The following is a 12,823-nucleotide window of genomic DNA, read 5'->3' as shown; positions in this document are numbered from 1 at the left end:
CGACGCGACTAGACGGGAGCTTCGGCCGGCTGCGCGACCCGTACGCCGGCCGCGCGCTCGTAGATGGTGGCGACGCTCGAGTAGTCGTCGCGCCCGTGCCCTTCACCCGAGCTCGCGGTGTAGAGCTGATAGGCGAGCGCGGAGGCCGGCATGGTCGTACCCAGCGCGCGGGCCGAGTCGAGCGCGGCGGCGAGGTCCTTGCGCAGCAGGTCGAGCATGAAGCCCGGCTTGAGCGAACCGGCCAGCCAGCTCTGCGGCAACCAGTTCTGCAGCAGGTAGTTCTGGCCCGTCGCGGTCAGGATCACCTCGCGCACCTTCTGCACGTCGGCGCCGGCCTTGGCCGCGAACACGAACGCTTCGACGTTGGCGATCATCACGTTCGAGATGATGATCTGGTTGACGAGCTTGACGACCTCGCCCATGCCGACGGGGCCCAGGTGGTTGGGTGTTCCCATCCCGCGCAGCACCGGTTCGGCGTCGGCGAAATCGGCGTCGGACGCGCCGACCATGATGGTCAGCGTGCCGGTGGTCGCGCGCGCCGGACCGCCGGAAACCGGCGCGTCGACGAAGCGCAGTCCGGCCGCGCGCAGGCGCTCGTCGAAGGCGCGCGTCGCGACCGGCGAGATGGTCGACATGTCGATGACCAGCGTCCCGCGCTTGGCACCGGCGAGGACCCCGCGCTCGCCGAACAGCGTCTCGTCGACCTGCGGCGCGTCCGGTACGCACGTGACGACGACCTCGCTCGCGGCGGCGACGCCGGCCGGATCGCCGCCGTCGCTCGCGCCGAGCGCGACCAGCCGCGCGAGCGGCTCGCGATTGCGATGCGCGCACACGCTGACCGCGAACCCCGCGCGCAGGAGCGATGCCGCCATCGGCTCGCCCATCGCACCGATACCGACCACGCCGACGTGCTTGCTCACGCGCCGCCCTTCCGTCAAGGTCGTCCGCGCTCCCCCGCGAAGCTCGGGCACGATGCCCGCCAGCACCGAGCTCCGTCCGCACCCCGCGCCGATCCGTCACGATTGGACCGACGCGGAGCTGCAAGCACTCGCCGACCTGCCGTTGCTCGACTTGGTCTACCGCGCTGCTGGCGTGCACCGCGCGTGCCACGATCCGGCCGACGTGCAGCGCGCGACGCTGCTGAGCGTCAAGACCGGCGGCTGCCCCGAGGACTGCGCGTACTGCCCGCAGTCGGCACGCTACGCGACCGGCGTGCAGGCCGAAGCGCTGCTCGACGTCGAGGTCGTGCTGGCCGCGGCCCGCGCGGCGAAAGACGACGGCGCGTCGCGTTTCTGCATGGGCGCGGCCTGGCGCAGCGTCAAGGACGGCCCGCAGTTCGACGCGGTCCTGGCGATGGTTCGCGGGGTGCGCGCGTTGGGGATGGAAGCCTGCGTCACGCTGGGGATGCTCGAGCCGCACCAGGCGCGCGCGCTGGCCGAGGCCGGCTTGACCGCGTACAACCACAACCTCGACAGCGGCCCCGACTTCTATCCGCGGATCATCCACACGCGGACCTACGAGGACCGGCTGCGCACGCTCGACGCGGTCGAGGCGGCCGGGATCGGCGTGTGCTGCGGCGGCATCGTCGGAATGGGCGAGACGCGCGCCGACCGGGTCGCGATGCTCGGCGTCTTGGCGCGCCGCGACCCGCACCCCGAGAGCGTGCCCATCAACGCGCTGGTCAGCGTCGCGGGCACGCCGCTGGGCGGCCGGCCGGCGGTCGACGGGTTCGAAGTCGTCCGCGCGGTCGCGGTCGCGCGCATCGCGATGCCGCGCGCGCGCGTGCGTTTGTCGGCCGGCCGCAAGGAGCTGGGCGCGGGGATACAGGCGCTGGCGTTCATGGCCGGCGCGAACTCGGTCTTCACCGGCGAGAAGCTGCTGACGACGCCGAACGCCGCACCCGACGACGACGAAGCCCTCTTCGCCGCACTCTTCTAGTGGCTTCGGCTGCGCCGAAGCCGTCGCGTTCGGGCTTCGCCCGATCCGCCCGCGCGTTGATCGCGTTCGTCCGCCTCTCGCGCCCGCTCTTTCTCTTCGGTGGCATCGCCGGCGTCGGTCTGGGCGCGGCCGTGGCGGCGTGGAGCGGCCATGCCGTCACGCTCGCGACCTATCTGTGGGTCCAGGCGATGGTCAGCGCGTTCCACCTGATGGTCCACTACGCGAACGACTACTTCGACCGCGAGACCGACGCGGGCGCGCGCCGAACCGCCTGGTCGGGCGGCAGCGGCGTCGTCGCGGCCGGCGGCGCGCTCGCGCCGGTGGTCGCCCTGCGCGCGGCCCTCGCGTGCGCGGCCCTGGGCGCGCTGGCGGCGGCCCGCTTCGCGCTGGTGGGCGACCCGCTGGTCGCGGTGCTCGGCGCGGCGATCCTGGCCGGGGGGTGGCTCTACTCAGCGCCGCCGCTGCGGTTGGCCGCGCGTGGCCTGGGCGAGGTGGACGCCGCGCTGGTCGTGGCCGGCCTGGTGCCGGCGGCGGCCGATGCCGCCTTCGCCGGCCGGCTCGACCCGGTGCTGCTGCCGGTGCTGACCGGCCCCCTGCTGGCGATGGTGGCGATGATGCTGTGCGTCGAGCTGCCCGACTGCGGCGAGGACGCCGGTGGCGGGAAGCGGACCTGGGTCGTCCGCTGGGGGCCGGCGACGACCTTCGTTCGACTGCCGCTGGTCCTGGCGGGCGCCGTCCTGGCGACCGCGTGGGCGCTGGTGCGCGCCGGCGGCTCGCCGGCCGTCGCGGCCCTCGGCTTGCCGGCGCTGGCCTGCGCGGTCGGCCTGGTCCTGTGCGCGCGCGGCGACTGGCGGCCGGCGCGCGTCGCGCTGGGCGGGGTGGCCTTCTACGCGACCACGGCGAGCGGGCTGGCGCTGGCCTTCGGGCTGACCGCCGGGGCCCGCTGAGCGCCCGGCGGCGGCGACCGGCGTCGTTGCGCGCGCCGGGCCGGCGGGGCACAATGGACGGGAGTCCGGCCGCGCGAAGCGGTGCGGCCGACGCACTCGATTACCAAGGGGAACCGCACGACATGCTCGCTTCGATCCGCCGCCCGACGTTCGACGACCTCAACCTCTCGACCGGGAAGCGCGCGCGGCTGTACTCGATGATGTACCAGCACGGCCCGGCCAACGGGACGCTGATGCTGTTGCCGATCGACCAAGGGCTCGAGCACGGTCCGGTCGACTTCTTCGACAACCCCGACGCGATCGACACCGACTGGGTGCTGCGGCTGGCCGTCGCGGGCAACTTCTCCGGCATCGCCTACCACATCGGCCTGGCGGAGAAGTATCACAAAGCCTACGCCGGCAAAGTGCCGCTGGTGCTCAAGGTCAACGGGAAGACCAACGTGCCGCCCGACGACGAGTCGTTCTCGTCGATGACCTCGAGCGTCGAGGACGCGGTGCGGCTGGGCGCGAGCGCCGTCGGCTACACGCTCTACGTCGGCTCGCCGTCGCAAGACATCGACATCGCGCAGGCCAACGAGGTGCGCCGCGAGTGCGAGAAGTACGGCATGCCGCTGATCGTGTGGTCGTATCCGCGCGGCTCGGCGATCAAGGCCAAAGGCGGTCAGGACTCGCTCTACGCGGTCGACTACGCGGCGCGCGTCGCCTGCGAGATCGGCGCCGACATCGTCAAGCTCAACGTGCCGAACGCCGAAGAGGCCGCGCCCGCGGCGCCCAAGCCGTACAACACGCTGACGATGAGCGAGCTCGACGGCTTGCGCAAGGTCGTGAAGTCGGCGGGCCGCACGCTGGTGCTCGTGTCGGGCGGCTCGAAGCTCGGCGACGACGCGACCATCGAGAAGGCGCACCTGGCGATGGAGGCCGGCTGCGTCGGCTTGATCTTCGGTCGGAACATGTGGCAGCGCCACTGGGACGACGCGGTCGCGATGTCCGGCCGCATGCACGAGCTGCTCAAGAACTACGGTGACTGAATGACGACCCTCTCGGTCCAGGACCGCGTCGAAGCGGCCCTGGACCGGATTCGGCCGGCGATCCGCCGCGACGGCGGCGACGTCTGGCTCATCGACATCAAGGAAGACGTCGCATACGTGCAGATGATCGGAGCTTGCGGCGGCTGTCCCGCCTCGAACGCGACGCTCAAAGGCGGGATCGAAGCGGTCGTCCGCGAGGACGTCCCCGAGATCCGCACCGTCGAACACATTTAGGCGCCGGCGCGCGCTTCGGCGAAGGCGTCGCGCAGCGCGGCCATCGTCAGCGGCACGACCGCGCGCTGGATCGCGCTGGCGCGCGCGTCGGCGCCCGGCACGGCGTTCGCACCCATCCGCGCGACCTCGGGGAAGCGATCGCGCTCGACGCGCTGCTTCTCGAGCGCCTTCTCGGCGTCGGCGGCGCGTCGCACCTCGCCGCCGACGTCGACCAGGATGCGCACGTTCTCGAACCGGCCCAGCAGCGAGACGCGCAGCGCGACGGTGACGCCGAGCGCGATCGCGTGGCCGCCTTCGCGCTGCACGATCCGGCGTTCCGCGACGCCCAGGCCGGGCTTGGGCGCCGGAACCTCGATCACCGCCGGCAGCTCGTACGGCGCCAGCGTCAGTCCGTCGACCGGGACCGTGCGCGTGCGACCGAGTCCGTAGACGGTGACGCGCGCGTCGTGCAGCGCCAGCCGCATGCGAATGCCGGCGGCGGACAAGTCCGCTGGGCACAGGTGCGGCGCGTCGGCCAACGCTGCGGGCGCCGCGAACGCGCCGATCGTCGCCGCCCGGCTGGGCGCGAACGTGACGGCGTGCAGCTCGGCGATGTCGGCGACGTCGACGATCGCGCCCTCGCCCGCCGCCGGCTCGAGCACGAGGCCGAGCAGCGGGCTGGTTCCGGCCCGGTAGCGCGTGCGCTCGCGGTGCATGAACCCTTGCGCGTTCGCTTCGCGAAGCGTCATCGCGAGACGGCTTCGGTGCCCTCTCGCGATGACCCTTACTGCAACAGCCGGTCGACGCGAAGAGCGGTTCCCAGAACGTCGACTCGTAGGCGTAGATGGGCGAGGGTACGGCCTGCTACAGAGCGAGCGCGCCGGCGTAGCCCGTCAGCTCGACGTACCCGACGCCGAGATGCCGTCCGCTCGCCGCATCGTACACGTCGACGTCGCCTTCCCAATACGCGACACCGCCCGCGCCGTCGGCCAGCTCCTGATCCGCCAGCACCGGCGTCAGCACGAGGTCGAGCCGCGCGCGTGGAACGCGCACGCGCCACCCGCTGGGATAGACGCCGTGCGTATGCGGGCTGGTCCAGCGCCCGGTCGCGCCGACCGCGACGTCGGCCAGTGCGAGCGGATGCACGCGCCCGCGCGCGTCGACCAGCGAGCCGCTCGACTCGGGCACGGCGGTCCCGTCGCGGCGGCGCAGCCGGTAGTCCATGATCTCGCGGCGGTCGTCGAGCTGGATCGCGAACCAATCCCAACCGGCTTCGTCGGGCTGCAGCTCGTCGGAGCCGAACTCGTGATCCATCCACGAGAGGCCGCCGACGGCGCTGCGCACGCCGTCGTAGACGAGCGTGCCGCGCGTGCGCAGCCGCGTGAGCGAGTAGTAGTGCGAGGCACAGGTCGCGCACGCCCCCTTGAGCGAGACGCCGTTCCGGCCGTGGATCGCGGGCGGCTTCTCGGCGCTCTGGACGAGGTCGAGCGTCAACCCCGCGCCGCGCGCGTGCAACCGGAACGGGCCGTCGCCGCGCAGCGTCCAGTCGTCGACGGCGACGTCGAGCGCGCGCGTCGAAGCACGGCCCATCCCCAGCGCTTCGCGCGCGAGCACCTCGTCGTAGACGAAGCGCCGTCCGCGCTCGTCGGTCAGCGCCAGATGCGCCGGATAGAGCTGGTTGCCGCGCCAACGCGATTGACCCGGCGCCGGCGTCGGATCGCCGGGACGCAGGCCGTAGCGGAAGAACGTCAGCTCGTAGCCGAAACGCCGGCCCTCACGCGTCGCCAGGTGGCCGGTGAAATACCACCACTCGCTCTGGTACGCGACGTGCGCCGCGTGATCGCGCGGAAAGACGAAGTGCCACGGCAGCCGCGCGTTCGCGAAACCGAGCGCGGCCAAGAACAGCGCCGTCAGCCGGATCATTCGCCGCGCACCGCGTCGGCGGTGCGGATGCGCGCGGCGATCCGCGCCGGCGCGAGGCCGGCCAGCACCGCCGCGGCCAGCACCAGCAGCACCGTCTCGCCCAAGAACGCCCACGGCACGTGCAGCTCGATCAGCCAGCCGAAGGCCTGACGGTTGATGACGAAGATCAGCAGCAGCGACAGGACGAAACCGAGCCCGACGCCCAGCCCCGCGCCGAGTAGACCGACGCCGGCCGCTTCGGTCAGGACCGTCGCGCGCACGCCGCCGGTCGAGAGCCCCAGATAGCGCAGGATGCCGAACTCACGGCGGCGCTCGAGCACCAGCGCGAACAGCGTCGAGACGACGCCCAGCACGGCGATCGCGATCGCGATGACGTCCAGCGCGTACGTGATGGCGAAGGTGCGGTCGAAGACCTGCACGACCAGCGCGCGCAGCTCGCGGTTCGTTTCGACCAGCACGCGATGCGGCGCGACCGCCCGGTAGACGGCGGTGCGCAAGTGGTCCAGGTCGACGCCCGGCGACGCGTCGATCGCGATCGAGTTGACGGCGTCGTCGTGAAAGAGCCGCACGAAGGTGCGCCGGTCGAGCAGCACCACCCCGCCGTCCGACGAGTAGTCGTTGTAGACGGCCGCCACCGTGAACGACGTGACGCCCGACGGCGTCGGCAGCGCGATGCGGTCCCCGGTCCCCACGCCGAACTTCGACGCGAACGGCTCGGAGATCAGCACGTCGCGCGTGCCGGGAACGGCGCGTGCCAGCTGCGCGGCTCGGGCACCGCCCAGCAGCCGCAGCTGGGGCCCGCTGCGGCCGAGCTGGGCCAGATCCGTCGCGCCCAGCGTCGTCAACCGTCCGCCGTAGGGAATCGTGACCGCGCGGAAGGTCGAGACGGATGCGACGCCCGGAACGCGCGCGATCGCGCGCACGACGCCCGCCGAGAAGCGCGCGTCGGTCGAAGCGTCGCCGAGCGCCAGCGGGCGCACGAACAAGTCGGCGCGCAGCGTCTCGTTCGCCCAGGCGACGACGGTGGTGCGGAACGAGGCGACCAGGACGCCGACCGCGACCATCATCGCGATCGCGATCGCCAACGAGGCGACCGCGACGGCGACCCGCAACGGCGCGCCGCCGACGTTGGCGGCGGCCAGCGCGACGATCGGACGGCGCGCGCTGAGCGCGCGTCCGGCGCGCGCGAGCAGCAGGACGCCGGCCGGCGCCAGCAGCGAGCCGCCCGCGATCAGCAGCAGCCCCGCCGCGTAGCCGAACACCGGCACGCCGTCGAGCGCCGGGACGCGCGCGCACGCTGCCGCCAGCCCGAAGCAGCCCAACGCGACGAGCGTCGCCCGGCGCGCGATCCCCCGCCGCGGGCGCTCAAAGCCCCGCGCGCGCATCGCGATCGCGGGCGGCGTCGCGGCGCCGTCCAGCGCCGGCACTGCGGCCGCGACGACCGACGCCAGCACGCCCAGCGCGAACGCGAGGACGAACGGCCCCGGCGTGAACAGCACACGGTCGGCGTGCGAGGCGACGTAGAGCGAGTCGACGGTGCGCGAGACGGCGCCGACGGCCAGCGTCGCGAGCGCGGCGCCCAGCGCGAGCCCGGCCAGCGAGCCGGCGCCGCCCAGCAGCGCACCTTCGGCCACGAAGGTGCGGAACACGGCCGCGCGGCTCGCGCCGAGCGCGCGCACCGTGCCGATCTCGGCGCGCCGCTGCACGACCGAGATCGCGACCGCGTTGTAGACCAGGTACATCCCGACCAAGAGCGCGATCCACGCCAGCGCTTCGAGATTGAGGCGGAAGCTCTGCAGCATGCGCTCGATCTCGCGCGTGCGCGTCGCCGGCCGCACGACGCGCGCGCCCGCCGGAACGACGGCCTCGAGCGCGCGCTGCACGGCGGCCAGGCGCGCCGGCGCGACCACGCAGTCGATCCGGTCGAGCAGGCCGATCTTGCCGAACACCTCTTGCGCGGTCGCGACGTCGACGAACACGACGCTCGAGTCGATCCGCACGCTGCCGCTGGGCACGATCCCCGCCAGCCGCAGCACGACGGCGCGATCGGCGGCGAGCGCGTGGATCGTCTGGCCGACGCGCCAGCGATGGCGTGCCGCCAACGCCGCCGACACCAGGGCGCCATGGCCGTTCACCAGCACCCACGGATCGACGGCCGTCGCGCCCGGCGATCCCGGCGTCGCCTGCGGCGGGGGCGCGACGCCCGGCAACGGGCGCAGCAGATCGACGCCCAGCACGCGCAGCACCTCGCCCCCGAACGGATCGCCGCGCCGCACGCCGACCGTCAGCGTGTCCTCGATCGCGGGCGCGGCGAGCTCGACGCCGGGGACGGCCTGCACGCGCAGCAGCGCGCGCTCGTCGAAGCCGCTGCCGATGCCGAGCACCTGCAGCGTGACGTGGTTCGAGACGACGTCGACGCTCGAGGCGAACGAGGCGATCGCCGTCGCGTCGGCCAGATCGATCGCCAGCCCGATCGCGACCGCCAGCGCCACCGCGACCAGCGTGACCAGCGAGCGCAGCCGGTCCGCGCGCCACGGCCCGAGCACCAGCGCGCGCAGCAGCGGCAACGCGCTCACGCCAAGCGGCCGTCGCGCATCGCGATCGTGCGGTCGCAGATCGCCGCCGCCTCGGCGCTGTGCGTGGCCAGCACGATCGTCTCGCCGCCGTCGGCCAGCGCGCGCAGCAGCGCCAGCACGCCGGCGCCGGTCTGCGAGTCGAGGTTTCCGGTCGGCTCGTCCGCCAGCACGATCGCCGGGCGGTGCACGATCGCGCGCGCGATCGCGGCGCGCTGCAGCTGACCGCCGGAGAGATCGGCCGGGAACGCGTGCGCCTTCTCGCTCAAGCCGACCTGCGCCAACGCGGCACGCACGCGGGTGGCGATCTCGGCGCGCTCGACGCGCTGCAGCGCCAGCGGCAGCCCGACGTTGTCGGCGATCCGCATCGCCGGTAGCAGGTTGAAGAATTGGAAGACGGTGCCGATCCGCTCGCGGCGCAGCGCCGTCAGCGCGTCGTCGCCGAGCGCCAGCGTCGAGGCGCCTTCGACCAGCACCTCGCCGCTGCTCGGCACGTCGATGCAGCCGATCAGGTTGAGCAACGTGGTCTTTCCGCACCCGCTGGGACCGACGAGCGCGACCATCTCGCCGCGCTCGACCGCCAGCGAGACGCCGTCGAGCGCGCGCACGATCTCCGTCCCGCTGCCGTACTCCTTGACCACCGCGCGCGCGAGCACCGGCGGCTCGGCGCCGCGCCGGTCAGAGCGCACGCAGGACCAACGCCGCGTTGATGCCGCCGAATCCGGCCGAGCTCGAGAGCACGCTGCGTACCGGGCGCTCGAGGCGCGTGCGCGTGACGGCCAGGCCGCAGTCCGGGTCGAGATCGTCGGCGTTGACGCTGCGCGGGATCACGCCCCGCTCGATCGTGCGGCAGGCCAGCGCCGCTTCCCAGGCACCGGTCGCGCCGAGCGCGTGCGCGTGCTGTCCCTTCGTCGCCGTCACCGGCACGCTCGCCGCGCGCTCGCCGAGCAGCGCGCGCACCGCCAGCGCCTCGCACGCGTCGCCGAGCACGGTCGCGCTGCCGTGCGCGTTGACGACGTCGAGCTCGTTCGGCGTCAGCCCCGCTTCGTCGAGCGCACCGCGCATCGCGCGCAGGTTGGCCGAGCCGTCGGGCCGCGGCGCCGACATGTGGTAGGCGTCGTTGGTCAACCCGTAGCCGGCGATCTCGGCGTAGACGCGCGCCCCGCGCGCGAGCGCGTCGTCGAGCCGCTCGAGCACGAGCACGCCGGCGCCTTCGGCCATGACGAAGCCGTCGCGCGCGCGATCGAACGGCCGGCTCGCACCGGCCGGATCAGCGTTGTTGGTCGACATCGCGCGGATGACGGTGAAGGCGCCGAACACGAGCGGCGAGAGCGGCGCCTCGACCCCGCCGGCGAGCGCGGCGCGCACGTCGCCGCGCGCGATCGCGCGGAACGCTTCGCCGATCGCGACGGCGCCGGCCGCGCACGAGTTGCCGTTGGCCAGCACCGGCCCGCGCAGGTCGAACTCGAGCGCGACGTTGCACGGCGCCGAACCGCCGAACACCGAGAGCGCCAGCAGCGGCTTGACGGCGTCCAAGCCCTGCGCGCGAAAGATGTCGTGCTGCTCGTCGGCGTAGGCTAGGCCGCCGAGCGCCGAGCCCAGCGAAACCGCGACCTCGCCGGGCGCGCGCGCCGGATCGAACGCGGCGTCGGAGAGGGCCAGCCGCGCGGCCGCGATCGCCAGCTGCGCGAAGCGGTCGGTCCAACGGATGCGCTTGGTGCTCAGGAAATCGTCGGGCGCGAAGTCGTCGATCTGCGCCGCGATCGCCGACCGGTAGCCGTCGGTCGGAAAGCGCGTCAACGGCGCGACCGCGACCCGTTCGGCCAGTACGCTCGACCAGAACGCGTCGATCCCGATGCCGAGCGGCGTCACCACGCCCAGGCCCGTCACCGCGACCCGATGCGCGGCGGTCACGCGCCCTGCTCGGCCAGACGTTTGATCGTCGCCAGCGTCTTGTTCGCGACGCCGTCGACGAAGTAGTCGCAGACGACGTGCTTGCCGAGCCAGTCGGCCGCGAACGGAAAGCGGAAGGCCAGGCGATGCTCGATCGTCACCCGCGTGCGGTCGCCGTGCGGCTCGAAGATCCACTCGACGTCCATCCCGCGCGTCCACCCGCGCAGGTGATGGAAGGCGATGTGCGGCGTGCTCGCGTCGTTCGTCTGGCGCGCCACCCAGCCGATCGGGATGCCGTCGTGGCGCGCGCCCATCGCGACCAGCCGGCTCGAGCCGAGCTGCTCGATCACCCGCACGTAGCGGTAGTGCGGCAGGATCGCGGGCCACCGTTCGGTCGCCGAAGCCAGCGCGAAGATCGCCGCGGGCGAGGCCGCGATCTCGATCGCGGTACGGGTGACGATCATGCCAGCAGTCGCACGAGCACGCCCGGCCCGAACGCGCGCCGCGGAGCGAGGGTCCCCGCCAGCGCGTCGAGCAGCGCCGCGCCCAACTCGGGCGAACGCGCCAGCCGCGCCGAGGCGCGCCGCGCGAGCGGCGGCACGTCGACCAGCAGCGCGACCGCGCGGCACAGGCCGCGTCGCCGGCGCCGGTCCGCGCGCCGGTCGCGATCGTAGGCGGCGAACGCACGCGGCTCGTCCGCCGGCGCGCGCAACGCGCGCAGCGCCGTCTCGGCCGCGCGCTCCGCGTCGAGCAGCGCCAGCGCGACGCCTTGTCCGGTGAACGGGTCCAGGAATCCGGCCGCGTCGCCCGCCAGAAGCGCGCCCGGCGCGGCGACCGCGCGCACGTCGTGCGCCAGCGGGCCGACGCTCACCCGGGCGCCGAGCCGCGTGGTGCCGGCGAAGGAGCGCGCGCCGTGCGCCAGCGCCGCGGCGGCGGCGCCGACGCCGGCGTCGAGGTCGTCGGCCCACCGGGCCAGCCGGTTCCGCGGTACGACCACCATCACGTTGGCCGCATCGGCGTCGAGCGGGTTGAGCGCGAAGTACGCGCCGCCGCCGACGTACATCTCGACGCACCCGTCCAGCGCGCCGAAGCCGGCGTAGTGACCGCCGACCGCCCAGCGTGCGCCGCGGCGCGACGGCCGCGCGAGGCCCAACCGGCGCGCGACCAGCGAGCCGGTCCCGTCGGCGCCGACGACGATCCGCGCCCGGCGCTCGACGACCTCGCCGCGTTCGTCGCGCGCGCGCACGCCCGCACAGCGGCCGTCCGCGTGCAGCAGCTCGTCGACGCGCGCGCGTTCGACCTGCGCGCCGGCCGCGCGTGCGGCGTCGAGCAGCAGCGCGTCCAAGCGATCGCGCGCGCACGCCAGTGCCGGCTGCGCGAACCGCAGCGCGACCGGCGCGGCGCCGGGCGCGACGAGCCGCACGCCGTGCAGCGGCGCGCCGGCGGCGCGGGCCGCCTCGCCGACGCCCAGCCGGTCGAGCGCCGCCAGCGCGCCGGCGTTGAGGTACTCGCCGCACACCTTGCGGCGCGGAAACTGCGCGCGCTCCAGGACGCGCACGCGCGCGCCCGCCCGCGCCAGCAGCAACGCCGTCGCGCTGCCGGCCGGGCCGGCCCCGACCACGACCACCTCGTCGCTCATCGCGCGTCCGCCAGCGTCATGCGAAAGAACGGCTCGCGCCGCACCACCGGCGTCGTCCAGCCCGCCGCGCGCGCCAGCGCCAGCGCTTCGCCGGGCGTGTAGGCGCGGCGCACCGAGAGCGGCGCATCGTGCCGGGTCAGGCGGTTGCGCGACGTGCGCGACCACAGCCACGTCGCTGCCAGCGCCACCGGCGAGCGGCGCAGATCGCAGACCAGCGGCGTCACCCGCGCGACGCGGCGCAGCTCGCGCAGCAGCGCGTGCGCGGCCGTGCCGTCGAAATGATGCAGCGCCAGCGTGCACAGCACGACGTCGAACGAGCCTGCGCCGAACGGCAGTTGCGTGCCCTCGGCGCGCACGAAGGTCAGATCCGGGTGGTGATCGCAGCGCTCTCGGGCCAGCGCGAGCATCTGCTCACTGTGGTCCAGACACGTGAGGTGAATCTGAGTGCCGCGCTCGCGCGCGTCCCGCGCGACCGCGAGCGGGATGTCGGCCAGGCCCGAGCCGACGTCGAGCACGCTGCGCGCGCCGAGCGCACGCAACGCGCGCAGCACCGGCGCAACTCCGCCCAAGCGGCGGTTCGCGAACGCGATGTCGCGCAGGTTCCCGGCGAGCTCGTCGACGTCGTCGACGGGCTCGTCCATCAGCTCGCGGGCGACCGTGCGGCGCACG

Annotated in this window: 13 protein-coding genes; 4 read left to right on the top strand and 9 right to left on the bottom strand. The window is 74.0% G+C overall.

Translation table 11 applies throughout. The features are described 5' to 3' along the window. Positions 1 to 8: 8 nt before the first annotated feature. Entirely contained in the window at positions 9 to 920 is a 912-nt protein-coding gene (locus VMD91_03565; protein ID HTW83133.1) for an NAD(P)-dependent oxidoreductase, read from the bottom strand. Between the two features lie 52 nt (positions 921 to 972). On the opposite strand from VMD91_03565, the gene bioB reads away from it, so the two are divergent. The 4 genes from bioB to VMD91_03545 all read left to right on the top strand — a co-directional run bounded on the left by bioB (position 973) and on the right by VMD91_03545 (position 4,147). Then, positions 973 to 1,938 (top strand): biotin synthase BioB, encoded by a 966-nt coding sequence (gene bioB, locus VMD91_03560; protein ID HTW83132.1) that lies wholly within the window; start codon positions 973 to 975, stop codon positions 1,936 to 1,938. Between the two features lie 56 nt (positions 1,939 to 1,994). Next, entirely contained in the window at positions 1,995 to 2,885 is an 891-nt protein-coding gene (locus VMD91_03555) for a prenyltransferase (protein ID HTW83131.1), read from the top strand. Positions 2,886 to 3,007: 122 nt separating this feature from the next. Beyond that, positions 3,008 to 3,913 carry a hypothetical protein gene (locus tag VMD91_03550; GenBank protein HTW83130.1) on the top strand — a complete coding sequence of 302 codons (906 nt, stop codon included), beginning with the start codon at positions 3,008 to 3,010 and terminating at the stop codon, positions 3,911 to 3,913. Further along, complete coding sequence (locus tag VMD91_03545; GenBank protein ID HTW83129.1) at positions 3,914 to 4,147, top strand: NifU family protein; 234 nt, start codon at positions 3,914 to 3,916, stop codon at positions 4,145 to 4,147. Here the strand turns inward: VMD91_03545 and VMD91_03540 are convergent. From VMD91_03540 to VMD91_03505, 8 genes are all read right to left on the bottom strand, one after another. Beyond that, on the bottom strand, positions 4,144 to 4,875 hold the full coding sequence (locus VMD91_03540; GenBank protein HTW83128.1) for a hypothetical protein: 732 nt from the start codon (positions 4,873 to 4,875) through the stop codon (positions 4,144 to 4,146). The genes VMD91_03545 and VMD91_03540 overlap by 4 nt on opposite strands. A gap of 115 nt (positions 4,876 to 4,990) precedes the next feature. Beyond that, positions 4,991 to 6,049: a lipocalin-like domain-containing protein gene (locus VMD91_03535; GenBank protein ID HTW83127.1), complete on the bottom strand. Its 1,059-nt coding sequence runs from the start codon at positions 6,047 to 6,049 to the stop codon at positions 4,991 to 4,993. Further along, complete coding sequence (locus tag VMD91_03530) at positions 6,046 to 8,625, bottom strand: FtsX-like permease family protein (GenBank protein HTW83126.1); 2,580 nt, start codon at positions 8,623 to 8,625, stop codon at positions 6,046 to 6,048. The genes VMD91_03535 and VMD91_03530 overlap by 4 nt, the downstream gene beginning before the upstream one ends. Further along, a complete protein-coding gene (locus VMD91_03525) occupies positions 8,622 to 9,311 on the bottom strand; it encodes an ABC transporter ATP-binding protein (GenBank protein HTW83125.1) in 690 nt (229 codons plus the stop codon). Before VMD91_03525 ends, VMD91_03530 begins: the two co-directional genes overlap by 4 nt. Continuing rightward, positions 9,301 to 10,536: a beta-ketoacyl-[acyl-carrier-protein] synthase family protein gene (locus VMD91_03520; protein HTW83124.1), complete on the bottom strand. Its 1,236-nt coding sequence runs from the start codon at positions 10,534 to 10,536 to the stop codon at positions 9,301 to 9,303. Before VMD91_03520 ends, VMD91_03525 begins: the two co-directional genes overlap by 11 nt. Continuing rightward, positions 10,533 to 10,979 (bottom strand): SRPBCC family protein, encoded by a 447-nt coding sequence (locus tag VMD91_03515; protein HTW83123.1) that lies wholly within the window; start codon positions 10,977 to 10,979, stop codon positions 10,533 to 10,535. The genes VMD91_03520 and VMD91_03515 overlap by 4 nt, the downstream gene beginning before the upstream one ends. After that, on the bottom strand, positions 10,976 to 12,154 hold the full coding sequence (locus VMD91_03510; GenBank protein ID HTW83122.1) for an NAD(P)/FAD-dependent oxidoreductase: 1,179 nt from the start codon (positions 12,152 to 12,154) through the stop codon (positions 10,976 to 10,978). Before VMD91_03510 ends, VMD91_03515 begins: the two co-directional genes overlap by 4 nt. Continuing rightward, positions 12,151 to 12,822, bottom strand: coding sequence for a methyltransferase domain-containing protein (locus VMD91_03505; protein ID HTW83121.1), 672 nt, complete (start codon positions 12,820 to 12,822; stop codon positions 12,151 to 12,153). The genes VMD91_03510 and VMD91_03505 overlap by 4 nt, the downstream gene beginning before the upstream one ends. Position 12,823 lies beyond the last annotated feature (1 nt).

Origin of the sequence: Candidatus Sulfotelmatobacter sp. (genome assembly GCA_035504415.1) — a bacterium.
GTDB lineage: Bacteria > Vulcanimicrobiota > Vulcanimicrobiia > Vulcanimicrobiales > Vulcanimicrobiaceae > Vulcanimicrobium.
The sequence above is the reverse complement of the archived record's forward strand: the minus strand, read 5'-3'. Positions and strand labels throughout refer to the sequence as shown.

Excerpts from the sequence above, each read along its gene's own strand:
- VMD91_03510 (HTW83122.1), bottom strand. The coding sequence starts at position 12,154 with ATGAGCGACGAGGTGGTCGTGGTCGGGGCCGGCCCGGCCGGCAGCGCG.
- VMD91_03540 (HTW83128.1), bottom strand. The coding sequence starts at position 4,875 with ATGACGCTTCGCGAAGCGAACGCGCAAGGGTTCATGCACCGCGAGCGC.
- VMD91_03550 (HTW83130.1), top strand. The coding sequence starts at position 3,008 with ATGCTCGCTTCGATCCGCCGCCCGACGTTCGACGACCTCAACCTCTCG.
- VMD91_03515 (HTW83123.1), bottom strand. The coding sequence starts at position 10,979 with ATGATCGTCACCCGTACCGCGATCGAGATCGCGGCCTCGCCCGCGGCG.
- bioB (HTW83132.1), top strand. The coding sequence starts at position 973 with ATGCCCGCCAGCACCGAGCTCCGTCCGCACCCCGCGCCGATCCGTCAC.
- VMD91_03545 (HTW83129.1), top strand. The coding sequence starts at position 3,914 with ATGACGACCCTCTCGGTCCAGGACCGCGTCGAAGCGGCCCTGGACCGG.
- VMD91_03535 (HTW83127.1), bottom strand. The coding sequence starts at position 6,049 with ATGATCCGGCTGACGGCGCTGTTCTTGGCCGCGCTCGGTTTCGCGAAC.